This is a genomic window from Mycobacterium sp. IDUB_9 (assembly GCF_055419505.1).
This window is the reverse complement of record NZ_JBVAXU010000002.1, coordinates 516,161-540,495: the sequence shown is the minus strand read 5'-3', so window position 1 is coordinate 540,495 and position 24,335 is coordinate 516,161. Positions and strand designations below refer to the sequence as shown.

Sequence of the window (24,335 nt, the reverse complement as noted above, 5' to 3'; positions counted from 1 at the left end):
GATGACCGCTACCACCGACTCGGTTACCGCGTTCTGTGAGGCCACCCGCTCCAACGACATCGACCGATTGATGACCACGCTGGCTCGCGACGCAGAGCTCGTCTCACCGTTGTCCGGCCGCATGGTTTTCCGCGGACACGATGATCTCCGCACACTGCTCACCGCGGTGTACGGCGGTTTGCGAGAGCTCACCTGGGACGAGGTGATCGGCGAGGGTCCGACGCGCGTGGCCGTCAGCGAAGGCCGGGTCGGGCGCCTGAACATCACCGACGCGCTGGTGTTCGAACTCGACGACAATGGTCAGATTCGGCGTCTGCGACCGCACCTCCGGCCGTGGTTGGCGATCACCGCGTTCGCACTCATGGTCGGGCCGAAGATCGCCCGCCGTCCCAGCGTCCTGCGCCGCGCCCTCAGGCGCTGAGTTCCGCCAGATCCGTCTCGGGCCCGAACCAGCGCTCCAGCGCAGCATGCAGACGCGCCGGGTCGGCTTCGGTGGATTCGTCTGCAGCCCAAGCGATATAGCCGTCGGGCCGGATGAGGAGAGCCGCGGCAGGACCCCCCGCCGACGACACGCAGGCATCGACGCGATCGCGCCAACCCTGTGCCACGGCGGCGTACTCTCCGCCGGACAGGTCGAGCAAGACCGGTCGGCCCGCGCGCAGCAACTCGGCAACCCGACGCCCGTCGTCGAGCGCGAAGTCGGGAACGAAGTATCCGGACAGCCGGTGCTCATCGCCGACGTCATAGCGGACATCGGAGCCGGAGAGCAGCCCGGCGATGTGCGCCGAGCCGTCCGGCGTCGCCAGCAGCTCACCGAAAAGTGTTCGCAGCGCGGTGACTTCGGGACCAGCGGCCATCAGGGCGGCCTGGGCCATCGAGTGCATCATCACCCGCTGTCCGGCCGGCCAGCGCTCGCTGTGATAGCTGTCCAGCAGGCTGTCGGGTGCCCAGCCCTGCACGGCCGCGGCCAGTTTCCAGCCCAGGTTCATCGCATCCTGCATGCCCAGGTTCAGCCCGGGCCCGCCCATGGCCGAATGCACATGCGCCGCATCGCCGACCAGGAAGACATTGCCGGCGCGGTACTGCGAGGCCTGACGGGTGTTCTGGCCGTTGATCCGCCGCAGAGCATGCGGGCCAGGCCAGTTCGGAGGCGCTATCGGCACGTCGGCGCCGACAACCCGGTTCACGCTCGCCCGCAGTTCGTCGATGGTCATCTCCGGAGCGGCGTCGGGCAGCAGCGACCCATACTCGATGGTCCCGACCATCGACCGTCCCGGCTGGAATTCCGCATAGATCAGCACACCACCGTCGAAACGATTGTGCCCAAAGGGGATTCGCCCCAGACCGGGAACATTCAATTCTCCGTACCCGCTGCGCAGTTCATCCGGCACGCTGACGTGGGCCACCCTGGCGACCACATCCGTCGTGAGCCCGGGAAACTCGATACCCGCCTGCTTCCTGACCGGGCTGCGGCCGCCATCGGCCCCGACCAGGTAGGTGGCCGGCAACCGGTAGTGACCCGACGGTGAGGCGACGTCTATGAAGACGCCTGCAGTGCCCTGCTCTAGACCGACGAGCTCGTGGCCCCAGCGGATCTCGACCCCGAGGCTCTGCACCCAGTCCACCAATTGCCGCACCACGCGCGGCTGCTGGATCAGCATGCCGTACATCGGGTTGTCGACGACATCGATGAACGGCACCTGCATGCCCGCGAAGATGTAGCCGGCCATCGGCTCCGGCGCCTGACCCGTCCCGCTGAGCTCCTGGTAAAGGCCGCGCAGATCGAGGACTCGGTTGGCCTGTCCGACAATGCCGTTGGCCTTGAGCTCCGCACTGGGCTCGGGCAATTGCTCGAGCACCACCGGACGCACCCCGGCCAGGGCCAACTCCCCCGCCACCAGCAGGCCGTTGGGGCCGGCACCCGAGATGACGACATCTGTTTCGGTCATGATTTCTCTCCATATGTTTCGTGCCCCGTGTGCGTCGGTTGCGACGCCAGGGCAGTTGACTGGCGGCCGCCGCAACCCTCAGGTAGAAATCGGCGGTGATGGTTCAGGCAGGCCCGCAGCGACCGCCGCGAACCCTTTGCGCAGCAGTGACGTGAAAGACACTGGCGGATCGGCGTTCCCGTACTCGTCCATCGCGACATCGCCGACCGCTCGCACCACGGCGGCCACCAGACGCGGGTACATGTCCCGTTCCGGGTCGGTGCCGGTCCGTTCGGCGATCGCCGTCACCCACTCGTCGGACATCCCCCGGAAGGTCGCATCGCGAATCTCCGGGATCATCAGTAGTTTTCGGACCTCGCCCAGCTGCTGGCGGGTCGGCAGCGCGTTCTCCACACCGTAGACGTCGGACATGTCGGCGTCCACCGGATTGAGCACGGACTCGGTGATGGCGGTCCACAGCGGTTCGTCGGCCGGGCGGGACCTCAGCAGGTCGATACTGCGGCGCAAGCGCTCCTGCTGCCGGTATGCCAGCGCGTCGTACTTGCCGGCGAAGTAGTTGGTGAAGGTGCGCAGGGAGACCCCGGCCAGATCGGCGATGTCCTCGCGGGTGACGTTCTCCAGGCCGCGCTCGAACGCCAAGGTCAGCGCCGCATCGCTCAGAGCCCGGCGCGTGTCGAGCTTCTTGCGTTCCCGCAGTCCCGGTGCCATGCCACCACGGTAGACCAATTCTTGCCCACTAGGCAATCTTGCCTGCTGGGCATTTCCTGTGAGGATCCGCAGTGGATGAAATCGCCAAAATGGCTAAAATGGCCACATGGCTACTCTGACTTTCCGCAACCGCGCCGGCGAGCTGGTCGACGTTCCCAGCGTGGCGGCCACCCGGTTCAAGAACGAGTTCGCCGCGATCGTCGAACAGGCGGCCCTCGGCGGCGCCGTCACGATCACCAAACACAATGCCCCCAAAGCGGTGCTGATCTCCTACGCCGAGTTCGAGGCGCTCACCCACGCCGGCGCCCCGGCCCTCGACGAGCTGACCGACGAGTTCGACACCCTGCTGGCACGCATGCAGGCACCGGAATCCAAGGCCGCCATGGCGGCAGCTTTCGACGCCACACCCGAACAGCTCGGCGCCGCGGCACAATCGGCAGCTCACCGAGGCTGAGCCCGGCAGGTGCCCGGTATCTACGTCCTTGCCGGCGTCAACGGCGCCGGCAAGAGCAGCATCGGCGGTGCCGCCATCCGCTCCTTCGGAGGCGACTACTTCAACCCCGACGAGGCCGCCCGCAAGTTGGTGGCCGCCAACCCTGAACTCGACCAAACCCGGGCCAACAGCCTGGCCTGGCATCAAGGCAAGCGGCTGCTGGAACGCGCCGTCGCCGAAAAGCTCGACCTGGCCATCGAATCCACGCTCGCCGGCAGCACCATCCCCCGGCTGTTGACCGAGGCCGCCACCGAAGGCTTCGAGGTGCGCATCTGGTACGTCGGGCTGGCCTCACCCGAATTGCACATCGAGCGGGTGCATCACCGGGTCGGCACCGGCGGTCACGACATCCCCGAATCCTCGATCCGGCGTCGCTGGCGGCACAGCAGGCAGAACCTCGTCCAATTGATTCCGGTGGTCACCGAACTGCGCGTCTACGACAACTCAGCCGACGTCGATCCGGCCGGTGAGCAGGCACCGCTGCCGGTGCTGGTCCTACATGTGGCCCGCGGTGAGGTCGTCGGTCCACCCGATCTGTCGAACACCCCGGACTGGGCCAAGCCGATCGTGGCCGCCGCCCTGAAGGCCACGCCGAAAATCAGTTGAAGCTGCATCACCACCTACCTACAGTGGCAGCCATGTCAGTGACCTACATCCGCTTGCGCATCGCATAACGGCGGATCTTCACTTTCTCCGAATCGTCCGCCGCAGCAGCTTTGTCCCTGCAATGGCGGAGTTTCCGTGTCTTCAACTCATCACGGCCGGCACGAGTTCGGCCAGAATTTTCTGTGCGACCGCCGAGTGGTCGCCGATATCGTCAGATTGGTCTCGCGCACAACCGGTCCCATTGTCGAGATCGGCGCCGGTGACGGCGCACTGACGCTGCCGCTCCAACGGCTGAACCGACCGCTGACCGCCATCGAGATCGATCGCCGAAGAGCAAGACGACTGGCTGCCCGAACCTCGGCCGAGGTGGTCACCACAGACTTCCTGCAGTACCGGCTGCCGATGGTGCCGCACGTGGTCGTGGGTAACCTGCCCTTCCACCTGACCACCGCGATCCTCCGGCGGCTGCTGCACGGCCCAGGGTGGACCGACGCCGTACTGCTGACGCAGTGGGAGGTGGCCCGCCGGCGGGCCGCAGTCGGCGGCGCCGCCATGATGACGGCGCAGTGGTGGCCGTGGTTCGAATTCGGTTTGGCACGAAAGGTTTCCGCGGACGCCTTTCGGCCACGGCCCGGGGTGGACGCCGGGCTGCTGATCATCGAACGCCGCGGCGAACCTCTGATCCCCTGGGCCGACCGTCGCCGATATCAAGCACTGGCGCACGAGGTGTTCACCGGCCGGGGCCGCGGCATGGCGCAGATCCTGCGCCGTCACGTCGACCGGCGGTGGTTGCTCGCCAATGGAATTCAGCCGTCGGCACTCCCACGGGATTTGACGGCACAACAGTGGGCGGCGTTGTTCGCCGCAGTCGGCTAACTGGTGCCGAGCGGGTCGATGGTCCAGGCGATGTAGAGCACGATGGCACTCACCGTCGCGGTGGTCGTGAAGTCGATGGTCTTCGAACGCACCACCAGGAGCCCGGCCCTGTCATCGGTCAGGGCCAGCCGCAGCGCCGCCGCCGCGCCCACGCCGATCCCGATGACCAGCGCGCCACGGCGCCAGTAGCCCGCCACCACCAAAGCGAACGCCGCGATGAAGATCAGCCCGACCGACAGGATCGGCCACTGCCCGGCGAACACCTTGCGGACGAACTCGTTCACGGTCACGCCAGTTTCGACTCTTCGAGCTCGACGACGTTGGTCAGCAGGAACGCCCGCGTCAGCGGACCCACCCCGCCCGGGTTGGGTGACACGTGCCCGGCCACGTCCCAGACATCGGGCGCGACGTCGCCGGTCAGCTTGCCGTCCACCCGGCTCACACCGACGTCGACGACGGCCGCGCCGGGCTTGACCATGTCGGCAGTCACCATGTGCGGTACACCGACCGCGGCGATGATGATGTCGGCCTGCCGCGTCAGAGCGGGCAGATCACGGGTGCCCGTGTGACACAGCGTCACCGTGGCGTTCTCCGAGCGCCGGGTCAGCAGCAGGCCCATCGGCCGACCGACGGTGACCCCGCGGCCGATGACCACGACATGCGCGCCGGCGATCGGCACGTCGAACCGGCGCAACAGGTGGACGATGCCGCGGGGCGTGCACGGCAGCGCTGCCTCCTTACCGAGCACCAGCCGACCGAGATTCGTGGGATGCAGACCGTCGGCGTCCTTGGCCGGATCGATGCGCTCCAACGCGGCGTTCTCGTCCAGATGCTTGGGCAGCGGCAGCTGCACGATGTAGCCCGTGCAATCCGGGTTGGCGTTGAGCTCGTCGATCGTCTCGTCGAGCTGGGCCTGGGTGATGTCGGCCGGCAGGTCGCGGCGGATCGAGTTGATCCCGACCTTTGCGCAGTCGGCATGCTTGCCGCGCACATATGCCTGTGACCCGGGATCGTCGCCGACCAACACGGTCCCGAGCCCGGGCGTCCGGCCCGCTTCGGTCAATTTCGCGACGCGCTGCTTGAGATCGACGAAGATCTCGTCGCGCGTGGCCTTACCGTCCAACACAATGGAACCCACGGGTGCCATTGTGTCAGTCGCGTGGCAGGCTCAGCATATGAACACCCAGCCCAATGTGTTCACTGATGTTTTCAGTGAGGCCAAACTCGGTCCGGTGACGCTGCGCAACCGCATCATCAAAGCCGCGACCTTCGAAGCGTCCACTCCCAACGCGCTGGTCACCGAGGATTTGATCAACTATCACCGGCTGCCCGCAGCCGGTGGCGTGGGCATGACCACCGTCGCCTACTGTGCCGTGGCCCCCGGCGGCCGCACCGACGGTTGGCAGATCTGGATGCGGCCCGAGGCCGTGCCCGGACTGACCCAACTCACCGAGACCGTCCACGCCGAAGGCGCGGCGATCAGTGCCCAGATCGGCCATGCCGGGCCGGTGGCCAACTCGCGCACGAACAAGGCCAAGGCGCTCGCGCCGGTGCGGTTCTTCAACCCGCTGTCGATGCGGTTCGCCAAGAAGGCCTCGATCGACGACATCCGCGACGTCACCGAAGCGCACGCGAACGCCGCGCGACTGGCCATCGACGCGGGATTCGACGCGGTCGAGGTTCACCTCGGCCACAACTACCTCGCCAGCTCGTTCCTGTCCCCGCTGATCAACCGGCGCACCGACGAGTTCGGCGGTTCACTGGAGAACCGGGCGAAGGTGGCCCGCGGTGTGGTGCGCGCGGTGCGCGACGCCGTCGACAAGCACGGCGGCAAGAAGATCGCCGTCATCGCCAAACTCAACATGAGCGACGGCATCCGCGGCGGCATCCCGATCGACGAGTCGCTACAGACGGCGAAGTGGCTCGAGGAAGACGGCGGCCTGGACGCCATCGAGCTCACCGCGGGCAGCTCGCTGGTCAACCCGATGTACCTGTTCCGCGGCGGCGCGCCGGTCAAGGAGTTCGCCGCGAACTTCAAACCCCCGATCAGCTGGGGCATCCGGATGAGCGGCAACAAGTTCTTCCGCGAATACCCGTACCACGAGGCGTATCTGATGCGCGACGCCGAGAAGTTCCGCTCCGAGCTGACCATGCCCATCATCCTGCTGGGCGGCATCACCAACCGCGAGACCATGGACCGGGCGATGGCGGCGGGCTTCGACTTCGTCGCGATGGGCCGCGCACTGCTCGCCGAGCCGGACCTGCTCAACCGGATCAAGGCAGAGAACGAAAAGGGTTCGGTCAGATCGCTTTGCACGCACTGCAACGAGTGCATGCCGACGATCTACAGCCACACCCATTGCGTGGTGACAGGAGCTCCGGACACACTCGTGAAGTGAGCACCGATTTCACCAGCGACACCATGGTGACCTACCGCTACGTGCGGGTCGGCCTGGTCGCGCTGGTGGTTTTCCTGTTGGCCTCACTGGCGTTGACGTGGACGCACAGTTGTCCGCAGGGGTCGATCAGCGCGTTCTTCTACACGCGCACCCACGCAGTGTTTCTGGCCTCCCTGTGTGCGATCGGCATCTGCCTCATCGCCTACAAGGGCAGCCGGATCGGTGAGGACGCCCTGTTGAACTACTCCGGGTTCATGGCCTTCATCGTGGCGCTGGTGCCCACCGGTCCCGGCGACGACCTGTGTCAGCCATGGCTTCCCACGGTGGCCGACCCCTTCGGCGGCGTCGCCAACAACGTCGCCGCGTTGTTCGTGGCCGTCGCCGTCGGCACCGGGATGTACCTGGCGCTCGGTCGCTGGCGTCGCCCGCAAATGCCGCCCGTGCCGTCCGAACCGTCCTGCGCTGAGGCCGCCACCCTGTGGAAGACCGTCGCCACCGCACTGCTTCGCGTCGAAAAATGGCTCCCGACAGCACTGTTGGTCATCTCCATCGCCGGCGCCCCGTTGATGCTGTGGGACTGGTTCGCCCAACACGCACACGTCATCGCCGCGGTGGCGATGTTCCTGGCCATCACACTCGTCGCGGTCTACCACGCGTGCTACGCGCGGGCCGCCGTGCGCCGGCACCTGGCCCGGTTCTACGCGACCATCGCCGCGCTGATGCTCGTCACCGTGGTGGCCGGTGTGGTGTTGCTGATCCTGGGATGGCATTTCGGCGTGATCACCGTCGAACTCATCCTCATCGTGCTGTTCGCGGTGTTCTGGGCCGTGCAGACCTGGGACGTCTGGGACGCCCAGGACCGCTACCCGGCAGAAGCCGTACCCACACTGGCCGAGACACCCACTTAAGCGGTGTACCCGTCGATCTGCAGCGTCTGCCCGTCACGCCGCAGCACCAGCACCGTGCCAGGCACCGGGAGCAGTCCTTCGACCGATTCCGCGGGGACCGCCGCGGTCTGAGCGCACGTCTTCGCGTCGAAGGTACGCAGCGATCCTGCGCCGCCCCGCGAACCGCGGTCGGCGAGGAGCAGCGCGCCAGGGAACGAGACAAAGGCAGGTTGATCCACTCGGAGACTCGGCACGTTCATCCGAACCGGCTCGACACCATCGGGAATCTGGCACCGTTGACGCCCGTCAGGACCGAACAGGGTCAGCCGGGCATTCCCGTCGGTGAGATACCACACGACGAAATCATCACTGGGACCGTATGATTCGGCGAAGCGACCGTCTGCCGGCAATGCGGTGACGGTGCGGTGCACGATGTCGGCATACAGGGCACTGTCCGGCGTACCGGAGCCGAGCAGTGAAACGAATACTCCGATACCGTTGGCCGGGCGGGCCCCGAGTTTCAGGTAGCGCTGCTCGATCGGCGCCTTCGGATCGATCTTTCGCTCCGTCAGCACTGTGTCCCAACTGATTTGCCCGGTTTCGGGATCCAGCACACTCAGCCAGACCTTGCCGTCCTGGCACTGCACCGTGGACACCACACCGGACGCGGCCACCACGGGTTCGACAACACCGCAGCCAGGATGAGGTGCGGGCACGCTCCACAACGCGCGGCCGGTCCGGCTGTCATACCGGGTCCAGATGCGCTCGTCGTTCCAGCCCACGATGAACGGACCGGTCGCGGACCGAAAACGACCGCGGGCCGCTTCATACACGTCCGCATCGGCACTGGCCCAAAGTTGCTCCCCGGTGAGGGCATCCAACCCGACCAGGCCACCTCCGATGAACGCCAATATCGTGGCGCCATTGTCGACCACCCGCATCCCGTTGACGCCGACATCGGTCGGTCCGGTACGCGCGTAGTGCCAGCGCTCCTTGCCGTCGGAACCGTACGTCGTGATGCGGCCGTCCCGATACACCGCGAAACCGGCCCCGGCAGAACCGATGTCGTACACCGGCACACCTTTGTCGGCGAACGCATCGGGCGCCGACACCGTGAACGTCCGCTTCCCCAGCACGGCCGGCATTGCCTCCGCATCGGTAGCTGCAGCTTTCGTGGCGTCGATGAAGCGTCCATCGTCACCGGCGCGCAACGCACCCACGGTCACCACCGCGGCAACCACGACAGCGATCGCTGCACCGACCGCCAGCAACTTCACCGAGCCGCGGTCCAAGCGCGGGATGGCCCGGGCCGCCAACAAGGTCGCCGCTGCACCGGCCAGGCACAACCACCACGCCCCCGCACCGAGAGGCAACGCCGTGGTGACCGGGGCGCTGTCCATCACCCTGCGGTAGAACGCCGGAATGCCCTGACTGACGTAGGCGATGACCAGCAGCGCCGCCACACCCGCCGCGCCCGCCGGGGTGGCCGCGAGGTCGCGGTCGGTGCGTCCGCGCCAGAGGCTGTAGGCCATCGCCGCGATCAGGACCACCGCGATCACCACCACCATCAGCGCCATCCGGTTCGGCAGCGCATCACCCCAGCGGTGCAGGGTGAATACGTACCAGGCACTTTCACCTGCACTGCGGGGTGCGACCAACCGCGCCCAGGCACCCAGCACCGCCGCCCACACCAGCCACACCGCTGCCGCGCCGGCCAGCACCGTGCCCACCCACCGCAGCACGCCGAGCACCCGGCCGGCCACCTTCTGCGCCCCGTCAGAAACCATGCGTGTCATCGTCACACGGCGCGACACCCCCGCAACGGCCCGGCCCCGGTGAAAACTACCGATAGAGTTGAGCACGATGAGCCCTGCGCTGACCGTTCGTTACGACGGATCGACCCGTACCTTCGCCCCGGGCAACGATGTCGTCATCGGCCGGGACCTCCGCGCCGACGTCCGCATCGCCCACCCGCTGATCTCGCGTGCCCATGTGGTGCTGCGCTTCGACCAAGGTCGATGGATCGCGATCGACAACGGCAGCCTCAACGGCATGTATGCCAACGGCCGCCGGGTGCCCACGATCGACATCCACGACGGCCAGGTCGTCAACATCGGCAACCCGGACGGCCCGCAGCTGACCTTCGAGGTCGGCCGGGTCCAAGAGGGGTCCGTCGGCCGCACACCGACCGCGGCGGTGCCGATCGCGAACCGGCCCAGTGGTGCCTGGCCCACCCAGGCCGCTGCCCCCGCCCGGCAGCAGTACGGCCCACCGCCGGTGGCGCCGCGCCCAGGCCACTCCTCCGGTCCCCAACCGCGCTACCCGACGCCGCCGACCGGATATCCCAGCGGCCCGCAAGGCGGCTACCCGAGCGGACCGCAGAGCGGGTATCCCAGTGGCCCCCAGACCGGCCTCCCCAGCGGGCCCCAGGCCTATCAGCCCCAGCCGGTTCGCAACTCGAACCCGGCCGCCGCACCGACGACGATGGGCCCGGCCGCCACCTCGGACCGCGGTAGCAGCGAGCCCGGCGGCAACATCGCGACCAGCATGCTCAAGATCCTGCGGCCCGGGCGCACCACCGCGGCGCCGGCAGGTGCAGTGAAGATCGGCCGCGCGACCGACAACGAGATCGTCATCCCCGACGTGCTGGCCTCGCGGCATCACGCCACGTTGATCCCGATGACCGGCGGCACCGCGATCCGCGACGAGCGCAGCATCAACGGCACCTTCGTCAACGGCGCGCGGGTCGATTCCGCGGTCCTGCACGACGGTGACGTGGTCACCATCGGCAACGTCGACCTGGTGTTCTCCGGCGGCACCCTGGTGCGCGGCAGCAAGACCGAGGCCGACACCCGCACCGGAGGGCTCGAGGTGCGGGCCCTGACCTGGACGATCGAGGGCAACAAGACGCTGCTCGAGAACATCTCGCTCGACGCGCGACCGGGCATGCTGACCGCCGTCATCGGCCCGTCGGGTGCGGGCAAGTCCACATTCGCCCGACAGGTCGCCGGCCTGACCCATCCGACGAGCGGCACGGTCACCTTCGAGGGCCACGACGTCCACGCCGAGTACGCCTCGCTGCGCTCCCGGATCGGCATGGTGCCGCAGGACGATGTCGTGCACGGTCAGCTCACCGTCCGGCAGGCACTCATGTACGCCGCCGAGCTGCGGCTGCCGCCGGACACCACCAAAGCCGACCGCGAACAGGTCGTCATGCAGGTGCTCGAAGAACTCGAGATGACCAAACATCTCGACACGCGGGTCGAAAAGCTGTCCGGCGGACAACGCAAGCGCGCCTCGGTCGCACTGGAACTGCTGACCGGCCCGTCACTGCTGATCCTCGACGAACCGACCTCGGGTCTGGACCCGGCACTGGACCGCCAGGTCATGACGATGCTGCGCCAGCTCGCCGACGCCGGCCGCGTCGTGCTGGTCATCACCCACTCGCTGACATATCTCGACGTCTGCGACCAGGTGCTGCTGCTGGCACCCGGTGGGAAGACGGCGTTCTGCGGCCCACCTGACCAGATCGGCGAGGAACTCGGCACCACCAACTGGGCCGACATCTTCAGCACGGTCGCGGGTGACCCGGAAGGGGCCAAGCAGCGGTACCTCGCCAAGCACGGCCCGCTACCCCCGAAACCGCCCGCGGAGAAACCGGAAAGCCTCGGCGAGCCGACGCACACCAGCCTGTTCCGCCAGCTCTCCACGATCGCCCGCCGACAAGTGCGGCTGATCGTGTCCGACCGCGGCTACACCGCATTCCTGTTGATGCTGCCGTTCATCATGGGTGTGCTGTCGTTGTCGGTACCCGGCGATGTCGGGTTCGGTCTGCCGGTGCCGGCCATCCAAGGCGGCGAGGCCCCCAACGAAGCAGGCCAGATCCTGGTGATGCTCAACGTCGGCGCAATCTTCATGGGCACCGCGCTGACCATCCGGGCTCTGATCGGTGAACAGGCGATCTTCCGGCGTGAGCAGGCGGTCGGCCTGTCGACCACGGCATACCTGATGGCCAAGGTCGCCGTCTTCGCGGTGTTCGCGGTGATCCAGTCCGCCATCGTCACGGTGATCACGATCCTCGGCAAGGGCTGGGGCCCGGGCGCAGTCGACAGCGGTGCCTTCATCGGTGGCCGCAACCTCGAATTGTTCATCGACATCTCGATGACGTGTGTGGCCTCGGCGATGGTGGGGCTCGCGCTTTCGGCACTGGCCCGCTCAGCCGAGCAGATCATGCCGCTGCTGGTCGTGACCGTGATGAGCCAGCTGGTGTTCTCCGGCGGCATGATCCCGGTGACCGACCGGGTCGTACTGGATCAGTTGTCCTGGATCACGCCGGCGCGCTGGGGCTTCGCCGCCTCGGCATCGACCGTCGACCTGACCCGCCTGGTGCCGCCGCCCCTGCTGCCCGCCGACTCGCACTGGAAGCACACCCCGTCGGTGTGGCTGATCAACATCGGCATCCTCGTGCTGATCTGCATCGTCTACACCGGGTTCGTCCGCTGGCGGATCCGCCTGAAGTCCGCCTGAGTCCTCTCCGCGAGCGGGAGAGGTCAGCCCCCGTGAACGTCGAGGCCATGCGCGGCCGAGTAGGCCAGCGCCTGGCTGATGTCGATCTTGGCGCCGCGCAGCTTCGCCGTGGTCCAGAAGGTGGGGTCGACGCGGGCGCCGCGCAGATCTGCCTCGTCCAGCTTCGCGTCCTGCACCCGGGCCCCGGACAGGTCCGCCTGCCGTAGCACCGCCTTGCGCAGGTCCACCCCGACCAGACTGGCCTCGCGTAACCGGCAGTCCGACAGGTCGACGCCACGCAGATCGCAGCCGCCCAACACGGCCAGCGTCAGATCCGACTCGACGATCTTGATCGGCCGCAGCCGGCACTCGGTGAACACCGAACCCAGCAGGCTGCAGTTGGTGAACGTGCTGTGCCACAACGTGGCGCGACGGAAAGTGCAGTTGCGGAATGCCGAGCCGAAATGATGAGACTCGGACAAGTCGACGCCACTGAAATCACACTCGGTGAACACCACACGCTCGGTGGTCAACCGGCTCAGAGCTCCGTCATATTCCTCGGCCCGGAAGTCTACGCCCGTGAATTCCCTGTCCGCCCAGGCGATTTCGTCAGCTACCACGCCTCAGCCAGGCAACGCGGAAAGCGTGCTCAACGAGTACTCGGTGACCGCGATCAGCGCAGCCTTGGCCGAGTTGCGGTCACGGGCATCCACGGCGACCACCGGGATGTGCTCCGGCAGCGCCAGTGCCTTGCGCACCGCCTGGGTGGGATGCTTTGGCGCTTCGTCGAACTCGTTCACCGCGACGATGAACGGCAGCTTGCGGGCCTCGAAGAAGTCCACCGCGGCGAAGCTGTCCTGCAGGCGACGGACGTCGACCAGGATGATCGCTCCGATCGCACCGCGCACCAGGTCGTCCCACATGAACCAGAAGCGTCGCTGCCCGGGCGTGCCGAACAGGTACAGCACCAGCTCCTCGTCCAGCGTGATCCGGCCGAAGTCCATCGCGACCGTCGTGGTGCGCTTGTCCGGGGTGCCGTCCAGGGCGTCGACGCCCTCGGACACGTTGGTGACCAACGCTTCTGTACGCAGCGGCATGATCTCGGAGACCGCGCCCACGAAGGTCGTCTTCCCTGCCCCGAACCCGCCAGAAATGACGATCTTCGTCGAGGCAGCCCCACGTCGGGGGGCGCCGCCGCCGGAGGCCGAGCGGGGTTCAGAGTGCTCGTAGGCCACGCAGGGTCCTTCCAATCAATTCGCGGCGTTCGTCGAAGCTAGCCGAGTCGTCGAGGGTGGCTTGCACCTCTAGATAACCCTGCGTCACCAAGTCCCCGATCAGCACGCGCGCGACGCCGAGCGGGAGAGATAAATGAGCGGCAATCTCGGCAACCGAAGGACTGCCGGTGCACAACTCTACGATCTGTGCGCGCACATCGTGTGTAGTCCAACGCGGTTCACGCGTCGTGTCGGTTTTTTGCACCGGTGCTTCCAGCGGAAGGTGCACACGCGAGTCGGTGCGGCCGGCCGTCAGGGTGTACGGCCGCACCAAACTCGGTCGATCGGTGGTTTCCGGTTCGTCCACAGGCACCTCGCGATGGGCAGAAGGGGTCGGGGACTCAGGACGGCTGCGGCGTACGGCGCGAGGACTGCACCACCGCGCCGACCCGCTCGACCAGAATGGCCATTTCGTAACCGACCTGCCCGATGTCACACGACGGGGCGGTCAGGGTGGCCAGGTTGGAGCCGTCACCGACCCGCATCAACAGCAGGTAGCCGTTCTCCATCTCGACCACCGACTGCATCACATGGCCACCGTTGAACAACTGCGATGCTCCGGTGGCCAGACTGGCCAGGCCGGAGGAGACCGCGGCGAGCTGGTCGGCCCGCTCGATCGGCATGTGTTCGCTGGCTGCCATCAGCAGTCCGTCGGCCGAAACCAGCACCGCGTGGGACACCCCGGATACCTCGCGGGCGAACTTGGACACGAGCCAGTCCAGGGAGTCGCGTTGCGTCGGACGGGTCATTCGTTATCGGTTCCTCTGGTCTCACGGGCATGCGATCGCCCGGCGTGCACGCCTCCGAAAAGGTTGCTGGTGCTCGCGCGGACGGCCTCAGGATCACGCGGTTTGAACGCCGTGAACATGCCGCTGTCAGGTTCGTCTGCCGATGCTACCGTCTCGGAGCCGTCGTCGTTACGGTGCACTCCACCGTTGCGGTGACGGCCGTTGGACTCGCCCACGGCCGCGGCCACCGCTGCAACGCCGCCCGGCACCAGGCGGGCACCCGGCGTACGCATGGGCAGGCCTTCCTCGGTGTGCTGCTCGACGGGCGCATCCTGCGCCGCGGCGGCCACCGACCAGCCCTTCTCCCAGACCGTCTTCCAGTCCAGGTCGGCGCTGCGCACATGGGTCGTTGGATCGATGTCGAATTCCGACACCATCGACTGGTAGATCGAGTCGCCCTGCGCGTCTGGACTTTCAGCCTCGACCGGGGCGGATTCCAGCGGTTCATCCGGTTCCTCGCCGGAATCATGAACCGGTACGTGCACACCGTTGAGCCCGTTGACGCCGTTGAGACCGTTGACGCCGTTGAGGCCGTTGACGCCGTTGAGGCCGTTGACGCCGTTGACGCCGTTGGTGGCCTGTCCGCGGGATGCGAAGAACGACGAGGTGTTCGTGGGTGTCAGACGTCCGGACTCAACGTCGTCGTCGGCCGCGGTGTCGTCCGCTGCGTCCGCCGCTCCCCCGGGTTCGCCCTTGGCTTCACCCTTGGCCAGGGCCGCGCTCTCTTCGGTATGCACCGGCCACTGCTGCGGCCACTCACTGACCGGCTCGTCCGCAGACTCCTCGACCGGCTCCTCGGCGTCGGACTCGGGTTGCGGAGCGAGCGTGCCCGGCAGCTCCGAGATACCGCTGGCCCCCGGACTGCGTTGCGGCAGCAGATCGAACGGAACCTCGGCGCCGTTCTGGTTGGATTCGGCCAGCCCGAAGTCCGAGCCATCCGCGGAATCGGCGTCCAACGACAGCGCCGTGGCGATCCCGGAATGGGCGTCAACGGGCATGCCATAGGGAAGGTCGTCGACTGCGTCGCCACCGTCGCGGGCCAGCAGCGTGGCCGGGATGTAGACCCCTGCCGTGGTGCCCGAGCTCGGCTCTTCGGCGACGGTGCTGCGCAGCCGCACCACCAGACCGTGCTGAGTGGCCAGACGTCCGACCACGTACAGACCCATGTGCCGCGCGGTGTAGGGGTTGACCTCACCGCCGGACTGCAGACGGGTGTTGGCCACCCGCAGGTCGGCCTCCGTCATGCCGAGGCCGACGTCGCTGACCTCGATCACCAACGCGCCCTTGGCCGCATGCACGGCCGAAACCCGCACCTGCGAGATCGGCGGCGAGTAGCGCAGCGCATTGTCGAGCAGCTCGGCCAGCAGATGGATCAGGTCGCCGGCTGCGGAGCCGGTGATCTCGACGTCGGCGACCGACGCGGTGACCACGCGGGTGTAGTCCTCGACTTCCGACGCCGCGGCGTTGATGACTGTCGCCAGTTGCACCGGCCGGCTGTGCTCGCGAGCCAGCTTGGACCCGGACAGCACCAACAGGTTGGCCCCGTTCCGGCGCATGCGGGCCGCGAGGTGATCGAGCCGGAACAGGCTCTCCAGGCGTTGCGGGTCGTCCTCGTTGCGCTCCAGCTGATCGATGAGCGACAACTGCTGGTCGACCAGGGAGCGGCTACGCCGCGACAATGTCTCGAACATGTCCGAGACCTGCAATTGCAGCTGAGCCTGTTCACCGGCGAGGAACACCGCCTGCTCGTGCAGTTCGTCGACGGCATGGGCCACCTGACCGACCTCTTCGGTGGTCTGCACCGGGATCGGGGTCACCGGCACCAACTCGCCGCCGGCGCGCACCCGTTCGATCTCCTTGGCCAGATCCTGGTGAGCCACCCGCAGCGCGCTGTCCCGAAGCGTCCGCAACGGACGCACCAGCGAGCGCGCCACCAACAACACGATGACGATGGCGCTGATTATCGCGGTCGCAACCAGGATCGCGTCGCGGATCGCATCGTTGCGAGCGTCGTTGGCCTGAGCCTCGACCGCAGCCGGAATCGCCGCGGTGGTGTTCTCGATGATCTGCCCGGCGATCTTGTCGGTGGTCTGCAACGAGGCCAGCATGTCCGGATTACCGACCAGCGGTACCCCGGGGTTGGACATCATCGCCATCCGCTTGACCATCTCGGCGCGCAGGGTGGCCGCCTCCTGGGATCCACCCCCAAGCACCTTCGTCAGTGCCGCGACGGTGGACGGTTCGGTACCGGCCATCGTGATCATCGAGGTGCGCAACAACGGTTCGGGCTCGGCGCCGCCGGCCGTGACCAGCATCTGTTGGATGGCCATCTGTCCGCGGGCACCGACCGCCCGGGCCAGTGCCTCGACCTGGGCCTGAAGCGACTGCTGGTTGCTGTGCACCGAACCGGTGATGGCAGCTTCCCCGGTCAGCAGCAGCGGGCCGTAATTGAGGATGCGCTGACGCAGGTCGATCGAATTCGACATCACCGCATCGACCAGTTCCGGCCCCTTGGTGAGCAGGCCGTTCACGGCCTGATCCACGTCCTCAGCCGCATCGGTGGCATCCAGGCGTTGCTGCAGGTCCGATTTCCGCTCATTGAACGTGGACATCGCGGCCTGCCCATCGCCACCTTCAGTAGCTGCGATGAGTACGCCCTCCATCGCAGCCATATAGCTGTCGATGCCGGGAATCAATTCGGCCCGGTCAGCGGCCAACCGGAGATCTCCGGCGGCGCTGGCACTGGCATAGATACGTAAGCCACCGAACGTCGCAGCCAGAATCAACGGCACGACGACGATCGCGAGGACTTTCCGGTTGACCGGCCAGTTGGCCGGCGACCAGCGGGAAGGGCGCTTGGCCGGAACCGATGGTGTTGGGGAAAATTCGACGAGGGTGCCGTCAGCCTGTTTCAGCTGCGTAAAGGCAGTCATCGGCACCCAACCGCACTACCGGCTGTGTGGCCGCAATTCACTCGTGGGGCGTGATTCATAAGACTTCCTGCTGTTTCCGCCCACGCAGGGGCGGGCGTCAAACGCCTTGGCAATTGCACGAGTATGACAGCAGCGCGCGAGCGTTTCCACAATTCTTACTGAACAGACAGAGTTCGTGACCGAGCTGTAGCGGAGTTGTGTGGTAATCGAGCAAACAGTGCTGCGCTTGCCCAAACGTGCGCCGATTTCCAGCTCCGATTCTCCATGCCGATTCAGCACTGCATTTGCATCCCGATTCGTCACAGAGCAGGCCGCCATACGATCATCGTCGAATGTTCCGGGTGATGTTCTTTTCTCCTCGCATCGCACCCAACACCGGCAATGCGATCAGGATGGTGGCGGGCACCGGATGCGAGCTGCATCTGGTCGAGCCGCTGGGTTTCGATCTGTCCGAACCCAAGCTGCGCCGGGCCGGCCTGGACTACCACGACCTGGCATCGGTGACGGTGCACGCCGATCTGGCAGCGGCGTGGCGCGCCCTGTTACCGGCCCGCGTCTATGCGTTCACCGCGCACGCCTCGACGTCGTTCACGGACGTCTCCTATCAACCCGGCGATGTGCTGATGTTCGGCCCGGAACCCACCGGGCTGGATGCCCAAACTCTGGCCGATCCCAATATCACCGCGCAGGTGCGCATTCCGATGCTCGCCGGCAGGCGATCGCTGAATTTGTCGAATGCGGCTGCCGTCGCCGCCTATGAGGCTTGGCGCCAACACGGCTTCGCCGGCGGCGTCTAGTTACGCCGCGGGCGTGGGCCGACATGCGGCCCACGCCCGAATCCCACAGAGTGTTCATACTCCCGCTTCACAAAAACACCTCGGGCAACAGGCGCCCCGAGGCGCCCGCGTTCACCAACTGTCCCAGTGTGAGAACTGCTCGGCGGGAAGGCGCTTGGCCTTCTTGAAGTCGGTGCCCAGGGTGTAGGCGATCGGGAACAGGCCCGCCTGGGCATAGCGATCGAACGGAATGCCCAGCAGTTCGGCGGCCTGCTTCTCGCCGTCTCCGAGCAGGTGCAGCGTCGTCCAAGCCGATCCCAGGCCCCGCGACCGCAGCGCCAACATGAAGCTCCACACCGCGGGCAGCAGTGACCCCCAGAAGGACGCGCTCATCCCCGCCGGTGCGCCGTCGGGGCGGCCTTCCAGGCACGGCACCATCAGCACCGGGGCCTTCTCGAAGTTGTCGGTGAGGTAGCGCGCCGAGCTCATCACCGCGCCGATCTGCTCATCGCGGACGTCGCCGCGCTCGGGCTTGGGCAGGTCGAGGTAGGGATTGGCATTGGCCCGGTAGATGTCGGCCAGCGCCTTCTTCTTTGCCGGATCCTCGACGAAAACCCATTGCCAGCCTTGCGCATTCGACCCGGTTGGGGCCTGTAGAGCCAGGTCGAGGCACTCCATGATCACCTCGCGCGAGACCGGCTTCTCGAAGTCGAGGCGTTTGCGCACCGAGCGGGTCGTGGTGAGCAGTTCGTCAACGGTCAAGTTCAGGGCTGGTTCGGCTGTCATGCGGCGAGACTACAACTCTTCACCCAACCAGAGAAGCTCCCCAGCAGTTTGCTGGGGAGCTTCCAATCATCGTGCGCCGCAGTGAAACTCAGCTAACCGATGAACGTTGCGCGCCGGCCCCTGATCGATGCCGGCGCACAGGTTGTGCGTGGGGGTTCTCAGCCGGCGTTCTCGGAGACCAGCACGGGTTCCCAGCCGTTGGACTGCGACTCGTCCTGCGACCCGAAGTCGGCCGGGGCGGGGACGGCATGGATGCCGTGATCGTCGCCGGGCAACCCACCGAGCGCCGCGATGGTGTCGCGGATCTTCTGCGCCTCGGCGTCCGTCGGCGTTGCGCCCGCCTCGAGTTCGTCGAGCAGGCCGTCACGCAGACCGGCGCCGTTGGCCACTTCCTGCGCCGACAGCTTGGCGTGGATGCGGGTGACGTAGATCTGCTGCCCCAGAGAGGAACCCGGCGCCGATGCGGCGTGGGACATCAGCGAGTCATACCGCTGACGGACCCCGCTGAGCGCCACGATGACCGCAGGGGAAGGCCGGTTGCTGCTGGCCGCCTCGGACAGGGAGGCACGCAGCTTGCGCAGGCCGGACAGGACGACGTCGGCGCGCTTGTGGAACTTCTTGTCCTCGGGGAAAGGCAGTGCGTCGATCGCAGCGGAATACATATGCATCGCCGCTTCCGACAGACTGACGATGACCGCCGAATCACCTTCCAGCGTCGCGTTTTGTCCCATGGGCCCTCAATTCTCAAGCGAACAGATCAATAGAAATGAGCGGGCGGTCGCCCGGACCCCTCGGGTCCGATTCACCACCGCTCACGGTGAGCACGCCGATGACACTAGCGGTTTGGAAGCCGTCCGTCATCGCTAGGGGCACTTGAAGAATGACGAAGAACAGGGTATGCGAGTGCGGGAGCACCGGCCGGTAGCACGCGGGGCGGAGCGTGGCCCTACTCTGAACGCCGGCACGGTGGCAGGCTTGGCCGACGGGAGGTCGACATGGCCGGACTAACTGAATCGACAAGGGCCGCTGAGTCTTCAGTGGGTGCCCCGCCGAACTACGGCCAGGTGGGCGAGGTGACCGTGCCGATGCGGGTGGCTGTGGTGGATCCAGGCGCGGCGCCCAAGACGCTGTCGGGCGACACCAAGGCCAGTATCGGGTGGCTGGTGTGCGGGGGCCTGGGCAGCTTGGCCATCATCTCCTACCTGCTGTTCAGCCCGGGCGAACTCGGTAGCAAGGCCGAGTGGTTCTTCGGTGCCGTCGTCTTCGTCGCCGTGATGGTGACGATGTGGCTCATCCTCACGATCGCGCGTCAGGCCAAATACGACATCGCCCAGGCCGACGACCGCCTGCGGCGTGAACTGGCAGCTGCTGACGAGCGCTCGGCGCTGGAACTCGCGCTGACCCAGAAATGGCATCGGGCCCAGATGGAGTCCCAGCAGAAGCTGCACCAGGCCGAACTGGTTGCGCAACGAGAACTGGCCCGCATCGAACGCAACAACCTGCTCGAGCAGCTGCAGAAGCAGGCGATGATCGAGGTATCCCGCGCGGTCGGAGCCCACACGCGGATGTTGGCCACGCTGTGGACCGAAGGTGCGACGCAACTGCGCAACCCGGACCGCGACGAGCGGGAAGCCGCGATGAACGCGCTCTTCGCTCAAATCAGTCAGGTAGTCAGTGATGTCTCGGTCGAGCTGGACAACGCCCACCTGCTCAGCCAGGACGACCGTCTGCAGGACGCCCTGAACCGGGTCAACGACGCGGTGCTGATGGCGATCCAGGTCTCCGAGGATCTGCACGCCGACGTGGTCGAGGGCCGTACCCCGGAAACCAACCCCATCCCGGCCGTCCAGCACCTCCTGCACGAGCGGGCCACCGCCGCGCGGCGGTTGGCGTGGTCACTGCTGCGGACCGGGCTTGAGGACAGTGCCACCGCCACTCCGGCAACCGACCCATCCGCCTGAGTATCCGAGCCCGAGCGCTCAGCGGAAGTCCCGCGATCGCGAGCCGACTCGCAACGCGACCGGTTCCATCCGGTCGGCGATCACGGTGACCGCTCCCGTGGCGTTCTGCACAATGCCGCGCACCACCAGCGCCGGGGACGTCTGGGCCAGCTTGCGGTAGCGCGCCCACACCCCGGGGGCGCACAGCACGTTGACCATCCCGGTCTCGTCTTCCAGGTTCATGAACGTCACCCCCTGTGCGGTCGCCGGGCGCTGGCGGTGAGTCACCGCCCCGGCAACCAGAATTCGGGTCCCGTCGACGACGCCCAGCAACTTGTCGGCGGGAACCACCCCGAGGGCGTCGAGGTCGGCGCGCAGGTACTGAGTGGGATAGCTGTCCGGCGAGATGCCGGTGGCCCACACATCGGCGGCCGACAGTTCCAGGGCGCTCATCCCCGGTAGCGGCGGCACGTGCGAGGAAGAGCCCACCCCCGGCAACCGGTCCGGTCGCTGGGTGGCCGCCGCCCCCGCCGCCCACAGCGCCTCGCGCCGACTGACCCCGAAACAGCCCAGCGCACCGGCGGTGGCCAGCGCCTCGGTCTGCGGTACCGACAGCTGCACCCGGTTGGTCAGGTCGATCAGGGTGGTGAACGGCCCGTTGGCATTTCGTTCGCCGACCAGGCGCTCTGCCAACTCGTCACCGATATGGCGGACACTACCCAACCCCAGCCGCACGTCCATGCCGGCATTTTCCAGCGTGGCATGGGACAGGCTGGCATTAATGTCTGGTCCGTGTACCACCACCCCGTGCCGGCGTGCGTCGGCGACCAGGGACTGCGGTGAATAGAACCCCATCGGCTGGGCCCGCAACAGTGCCGCGCAGAACGCCGCCGGATGGTGCAGCTTGAACCACGACGAATAGAACACCAGCGACGCGAAACTCAGTGAATGACTCTCCGGGAAACCGAAATTGGCGAATGCTTCGAGCTTCTCATAGATGCGCTCGGCCACTTCGCCGGTGATGCCGTGCAGTTCGGCCATGCCTTCGAAGAACCGGGTGCGTAGCCGTCGCATCTTCTCGGTGGAGCGTTTCGAGCCCATGGCCCGGCGCAGCTGGTCGGCCTCGGCCGCGGTGAAACCCGCACAGTCGACCGCCAGTTGCATGAGCTGCTCCTGGAACAACGGGATACCCAGCGTTTTCTTCAGCGCGGATTCCATCGACGGATGGTCGTAGGTGACTTTCTCCAAACCGTTACGGCGACGGATATAGGGATGCACCGAACCACCCTGGATCGGACCCGGCCGGATCAACGCCACCTCGACCACCAGGTCGTAGAACTCCCGCGGCTTGAGCCGGGGCAGGGTGGCCATCTGCGCGCGGGACTCGACCTGGAACACCCCGACCGAGTCGGCCTTCTGCAGCATCTCGTAGACCGCCGGTTCGGACAGATCCAGCTTGGCCAGGTCGACGTCGATGCCCTTGTGCTCGGCCAGCAGGTCGATGGCGTAGTGCAGCGCCGAGAGCATTCCGAGGCCGAGCAGGTCGAACTTCACCAAACCGATTGCCGCACAGTCATCTTTGTCCCACTGCAGTACGCTGCGGTTGGCCATGCGGGCCCACTCCACCGGGCATACGTCGGCGATCGGGCGGTCACAGATCACCATGCCGCCGGAGTGGATGCCGAGATGCCTTGGCAGATTGGCGATCTGGGTGGCCAGATCGATCACCGGCTGCGGGATGTCTTCCGCCTCCGGCGAGTCGGGGCGTCCGTTCCACCGGCTGAGCTGCTTGCTCCAGGCGTCCTGCTGCCCCTGGGAGAATCCCAGCGCCCGGGCCATGTCACGGACAGCGCTGCGTCCGCGGTAGGTGATGACGTTGGCCACCTGGGCAGCGTAGTCCCGACCGTAGCGTTCGTAGACGTACTGGATGACGTTCTCGCGCAAGTCCGATTCGATGTCGATGTCGATATCGGGCGGCCCGTCGCGGGCCGGGGACAGGAACCGTTCGAACAGTAACTCATTGGCAATCGGGTCGACGTTGGTGACCTTGAGCGCGTAGCAGACCGCCGAATTGGCTGCCGATCCCCTGCCCTGACACAGGATGTCGTTGTCCCGGCAGAACCTGGTGATGTCGTGCACCACAAGGAAATAGCCGGGGAACTTCAACTGCTCGATGATGCGCAGCTCGTGTTCGATCTGCGCGTAGGCCTTTTCTGCGTTGCCGACGGGCCCGTACCGCTCGGCAGCACCTGCCATGACCAGATGTCGCAGCCAACTGTCCTCGGTGTGCCCGGCAGGAACGTCGAACGGGGGCAGCTGCGGGGCGATGAGCGCCAGACCGAAGGCACACTGCTCACCGAGATTTGCTGCGGCCGTCACGATCTCGGTACCGAACCGCCGGGCCATCTCCTCCCCCGAGCGCAGATGCGACCCGCCGAGCGGGGCCAGCCACCCCGCCGCGGTGTCCATCGAGTTACGGGCCCGGATCGCCGCCATCGCCATGGCCAGCCGGCCCCGGTCGGGCGTCGCGAAGTGTGCACCGGTGGAGGCCACCACCGCTGTTCCGAATCGCTGGGCCAGCCCGGCCAGGACGGCATTGCGCTCATCGTCACACGGATGGCCGTGATGGGTGAGTTCGATGCTGACCCGGTCAGCCCCGAAGCGATCCACCAGATCGGCCAGTGCAGCGGCGGCAGCCTCTGGGCCGCCATGGGAAAGCGCCTGGCGGACATGACCTTTACGACAGCCAGTGAGGATGTGCCAGTGCCCACCGGCAGCCTCGGTGAGCCCGTCGAAGTCGTAGCGGGGCTTACCCTTCTCGCCACCGGCCAGGTGGGCCTTGGCGATCTCGCGGGACAACCGCCGGTACCCCTCCGGCCCACGGGCCAGCACCAGCAGATGCGGGCCGGGCGGATCAGGATCCTCGGTGCGGGGGACGTTGCCCAACGACAACTCGGCACCGAACACCGTGGCCACGTCCAACTCCCTGGCCGCCTCGGCGAAGCGAACCACACCGTAGAGCCCGTCGTGATCGGTCAGCGCGATCGCCCGAAGGTTCAGCCGGGCCGCCTCCTCGACCAGTTCCTCCGGCGTGCTCGCACCGTCGAGGAAGCTGTACGCCGAGTGTGCGTGCAGCTCGGCATAACGGACCGACGTTCGCGGCCGGTCGAGCTCCGGCGGCTGATAGCTGCCGCGCTTACGCGACCAGGCCGGGCCGTCCCCACCGTCACCCTCGGACTCCAACGGCAGGCCGGAACGGCGGGGCTTGCCATCCGCGGCGGGCCGGGGGTTACCAGAGAGCACCCGCTCCATCTCCGACCAGCTCGGCGGCCCGTTATGCCAACCCACCGCACCAGTATATCGAACGCCTGTTCGAATCTTCACCTCGTGATGCCAATCACGCTGCCGCCCCCT

22 protein-coding genes are annotated in these 24,335 nt (G+C 66.8%); 9 read left to right on the top strand and 13 right to left on the bottom strand.

Annotated elements, in window-relative coordinates; translation table 11 throughout:
- The first annotated feature begins 1 nt into the window (after position 1).
- On the top strand, positions 2-421 hold the full coding sequence (locus ACZY08_RS11160; protein ID WP_463744793.1) for a nuclear transport factor 2 family protein: 420 nt from the start codon (positions 2-4) through the stop codon (positions 419-421).
- Here ACZY08_RS11160 and ACZY08_RS11155 read toward each other — a convergent pair.
- Both ACZY08_RS11155 and ACZY08_RS11150 read right to left on the bottom strand, forming a co-directional pair.
- Positions 411-1,949: an FAD-dependent monooxygenase gene (locus tag ACZY08_RS11155; RefSeq protein WP_463744794.1), complete on the bottom strand. Its 1,539-nt coding sequence runs from the start codon at positions 1,947-1,949 to the stop codon at positions 411-413. The two genes, ACZY08_RS11160 and ACZY08_RS11155, sit on opposite strands and share 11 nt — an antisense overlap.
- A gap of 78 nt (positions 1,950-2,027) precedes the next feature.
- Complete coding sequence (locus ACZY08_RS11150) at positions 2,028-2,657, bottom strand: TetR/AcrR family transcriptional regulator (protein ID WP_463744795.1); 630 nt, start codon at positions 2,655-2,657, stop codon at positions 2,028-2,030.
- Positions 2,658-2,763: 106 nt separating this feature from the next.
- Between ACZY08_RS11150 and ACZY08_RS11145 the strand changes: the two genes are divergently transcribed.
- The 3 genes from ACZY08_RS11145 (at position 2,764) to erm (ending at position 4,632) form a co-directional block, all read left to right on the top strand.
- Positions 2,764-3,111 carry a type II toxin-antitoxin system Phd/YefM family antitoxin gene (locus ACZY08_RS11145; RefSeq protein ID WP_463744796.1) on the top strand — a complete coding sequence of 116 codons (348 nt, stop codon included), beginning with the start codon at positions 2,764-2,766 and terminating at the stop codon, positions 3,109-3,111.
- Between the two features lie 9 nt (positions 3,112-3,120).
- On the top strand, positions 3,121-3,756 hold the full coding sequence (locus ACZY08_RS11140; protein WP_463744797.1) for a zeta toxin family protein: 636 nt from the start codon (positions 3,121-3,123) through the stop codon (positions 3,754-3,756).
- A 135-nt stretch (positions 3,757-3,891) separates the two neighbouring features.
- Entirely contained in the window at positions 3,892-4,632 is a 741-nt protein-coding gene (erm, locus tag ACZY08_RS11135; RefSeq protein ID WP_463744798.1) for a 23S ribosomal RNA methyltransferase Erm, read from the top strand.
- Here erm and ACZY08_RS11130 read toward each other — a convergent pair.
- Together ACZY08_RS11130 and ACZY08_RS11125 are read right to left on the bottom strand one after the other, a co-directional pair.
- The gene (locus ACZY08_RS11130; protein WP_463744799.1) at positions 4,629-4,922 is read right to left on the bottom strand and encodes a DUF3017 domain-containing protein; all 294 of its coding nucleotides are present in this window, start codon (positions 4,920-4,922) and stop codon (positions 4,629-4,631) included. The genes erm and ACZY08_RS11130 overlap by 4 nt on opposite strands.
- Positions 4,919-5,770 (bottom strand): bifunctional methylenetetrahydrofolate dehydrogenase/methenyltetrahydrofolate cyclohydrolase, encoded by an 852-nt coding sequence (locus ACZY08_RS11125; RefSeq protein ID WP_463744800.1) that lies wholly within the window; start codon positions 5,768-5,770, stop codon positions 4,919-4,921. Before ACZY08_RS11125 ends, ACZY08_RS11130 begins: the two co-directional genes overlap by 4 nt.
- 37 nt (positions 5,771-5,807) lie before the next feature.
- Between ACZY08_RS11125 and ACZY08_RS11120 the strand changes: the two genes are divergently transcribed.
- Entirely contained in the window at positions 5,808-7,031 is a 1,224-nt protein-coding gene (locus tag ACZY08_RS11120; protein WP_463744801.1) for an NADH:flavin oxidoreductase, read from the top strand.
- A 23-nt stretch (positions 7,032-7,054) separates the two neighbouring features.
- Complete coding sequence (locus ACZY08_RS11115) at positions 7,055-7,939, top strand: diphosphate--fructose-6-phosphate 1-phosphotransferase (RefSeq protein WP_463745282.1); 885 nt, start codon at positions 7,055-7,057, stop codon at positions 7,937-7,939.
- Here ACZY08_RS11115 and ACZY08_RS11110 read toward each other — a convergent pair.
- Complete coding sequence (locus ACZY08_RS11110; RefSeq protein ID WP_463744802.1) at positions 7,936-9,705, bottom strand: outer membrane protein assembly factor BamB family protein; 1,770 nt, start codon at positions 9,703-9,705, stop codon at positions 7,936-7,938. The two genes, ACZY08_RS11115 and ACZY08_RS11110, sit on opposite strands and share 4 nt — an antisense overlap.
- A 76-nt stretch (positions 9,706-9,781) precedes the next feature.
- Here ACZY08_RS11110 and ACZY08_RS11105 point away from each other — a divergent pair, with 76 nt between their 5' ends.
- Complete coding sequence (locus tag ACZY08_RS11105; RefSeq protein ID WP_463744803.1) at positions 9,782-12,445, top strand: ATP-binding cassette domain-containing protein; 2,664 nt, start codon at positions 9,782-9,784, stop codon at positions 12,443-12,445.
- A 23-nt stretch (positions 12,446-12,468) separates the two neighbouring features.
- On the opposite strand, the gene ACZY08_RS11100 is transcribed toward ACZY08_RS11105, so the two are convergent.
- Genes ACZY08_RS11100 through ACZY08_RS11080 form a run of 5 tightly spaced genes read right to left on the bottom strand, consistent with a single transcriptional unit; the run spans position 12,469 to position 17,419 of the window.
- Positions 12,469-13,044 (bottom strand): pentapeptide repeat-containing protein, encoded by a 576-nt coding sequence (locus ACZY08_RS11100; protein ID WP_463744804.1) that lies wholly within the window; start codon positions 13,042-13,044, stop codon positions 12,469-12,471.
- Between the two features lie 3 nt (positions 13,045-13,047).
- The gene (locus ACZY08_RS11095; protein ID WP_463744805.1) at positions 13,048-13,659 is read right to left on the bottom strand and encodes a GTP-binding protein; all 612 of its coding nucleotides are present in this window, start codon (positions 13,657-13,659) and stop codon (positions 13,048-13,050) included.
- The gene (locus ACZY08_RS11090; protein WP_463744806.1) at positions 13,640-14,005 is read right to left on the bottom strand and encodes a DUF742 domain-containing protein; all 366 of its coding nucleotides are present in this window, start codon (positions 14,003-14,005) and stop codon (positions 13,640-13,642) included. The genes ACZY08_RS11095 and ACZY08_RS11090 overlap by 20 nt, the downstream gene beginning before the upstream one ends.
- A 34-nt stretch (positions 14,006-14,039) precedes the next feature.
- Positions 14,040-14,447: a roadblock/LC7 domain-containing protein gene (locus ACZY08_RS11085; RefSeq protein ID WP_029107096.1), complete on the bottom strand. Its 408-nt coding sequence runs from the start codon at positions 14,445-14,447 to the stop codon at positions 14,040-14,042.
- On the bottom strand, positions 14,444-17,419 hold the full coding sequence (locus tag ACZY08_RS11080; RefSeq protein WP_463744807.1) for a HAMP domain-containing sensor histidine kinase: 2,976 nt from the start codon (positions 17,417-17,419) through the stop codon (positions 14,444-14,446). Before ACZY08_RS11080 ends, ACZY08_RS11085 begins: the two co-directional genes overlap by 4 nt.
- Before the next feature lie 332 nt (positions 17,420-17,751).
- Between ACZY08_RS11080 and ACZY08_RS11075 the strand changes: the two genes are divergently transcribed.
- A complete protein-coding gene (locus tag ACZY08_RS11075; protein ID WP_463744808.1) occupies positions 17,752-18,216 on the top strand; it encodes a tRNA (cytidine(34)-2'-O)-methyltransferase in 465 nt (154 codons plus the stop codon).
- A 111-nt stretch (positions 18,217-18,327) separates the two neighbouring features.
- Here ACZY08_RS11075 and ACZY08_RS11070 read toward each other — a convergent pair whose 3' ends face one another.
- A complete protein-coding gene (locus tag ACZY08_RS11070; RefSeq protein WP_463744809.1) occupies positions 18,328-18,981 on the bottom strand; it encodes a nitroreductase family protein in 654 nt (217 codons plus the stop codon).
- Between the two features lie 158 nt (positions 18,982-19,139).
- Positions 19,140-19,712: an XRE family transcriptional regulator gene (locus tag ACZY08_RS11065; protein WP_463744810.1), complete on the bottom strand. Its 573-nt coding sequence runs from the start codon at positions 19,710-19,712 to the stop codon at positions 19,140-19,142.
- Positions 19,713-19,976: 264 nt separating this feature from the next.
- Here ACZY08_RS11065 and ACZY08_RS11060 point away from each other — a divergent pair, with 264 nt between their 5' ends.
- Entirely contained in the window at positions 19,977-20,942 is a 966-nt protein-coding gene (locus ACZY08_RS11060) for a hypothetical protein (protein ID WP_463744811.1), read from the top strand.
- 18 nt (positions 20,943-20,960) lie between these two features.
- Here ACZY08_RS11060 and ACZY08_RS11055 read toward each other — a convergent pair whose 3' ends face one another.
- A complete protein-coding gene (locus ACZY08_RS11055; protein WP_463744812.1) occupies positions 20,961-24,269 on the bottom strand; it encodes an error-prone DNA polymerase in 3,309 nt (1,102 codons plus the stop codon).
- Positions 24,270-24,335: the final 66 nt, after the last annotated feature.

Bases quoted from the DNA above. Each gene is read 5' to 3' on its own strand.
- ACZY08_RS11145 (WP_463744796.1), top strand. From the start codon at position 2,764: ATGGCTACTCTGACTTTCCGCAACCGCGCCGGCGAGCTGGTCGACGTT.
- ACZY08_RS11120 (WP_463744801.1), top strand. From the start codon at position 5,808: ATGAACACCCAGCCCAATGTGTTCACTGATGTTTTCAGTGAGGCCAAA.
- ACZY08_RS11150 (WP_463744795.1), bottom strand. From the start codon at position 2,657: ATGGCACCGGGACTGCGGGAACGCAAGAAGCTCGACACGCGCCGGGCT.
- ACZY08_RS11060 (WP_463744811.1), top strand. From the start codon at position 19,977: ATGGCCGGACTAACTGAATCGACAAGGGCCGCTGAGTCTTCAGTGGGT.
- ACZY08_RS11070 (WP_463744809.1), bottom strand. From the start codon at position 18,981: ATGACAGCCGAACCAGCCCTGAACTTGACCGTTGACGAACTGCTCACC.
- ACZY08_RS11115 (WP_463745282.1), top strand. From the start codon at position 7,055: ATGGTGACCTACCGCTACGTGCGGGTCGGCCTGGTCGCGCTGGTGGTT.
- ACZY08_RS11065 (WP_463744810.1), bottom strand. From the start codon at position 19,712: ATGGGACAAAACGCGACGCTGGAAGGTGATTCGGCGGTCATCGTCAGT.
- ACZY08_RS11080 (WP_463744807.1), bottom strand. From the start codon at position 17,419: ATGACTGCCTTTACGCAGCTGAAACAGGCTGACGGCACCCTCGTCGAA.
- ACZY08_RS11160 (WP_463744793.1), top strand. From the start codon at position 2: ATGACCGCTACCACCGACTCGGTTACCGCGTTCTGTGAGGCCACCCGC.
- ACZY08_RS11110 (WP_463744802.1), bottom strand. From the start codon at position 9,705: ATGGTTTCTGACGGGGCGCAGAAGGTGGCCGGCCGGGTGCTCGGCGTG.
- ACZY08_RS11075 (WP_463744808.1), top strand. From the start codon at position 17,752: ATGTTCCGGGTGATGTTCTTTTCTCCTCGCATCGCACCCAACACCGGC.
- ACZY08_RS11155 (WP_463744794.1), bottom strand. From the start codon at position 1,949: ATGACCGAAACAGATGTCGTCATCTCGGGTGCCGGCCCCAACGGCCTG.
- ACZY08_RS11105 (WP_463744803.1), top strand. From the start codon at position 9,782: ATGAGCCCTGCGCTGACCGTTCGTTACGACGGATCGACCCGTACCTTC.
- ACZY08_RS11085 (WP_029107096.1), bottom strand. From the start codon at position 14,447: ATGACCCGTCCGACGCAACGCGACTCCCTGGACTGGCTCGTGTCCAAG.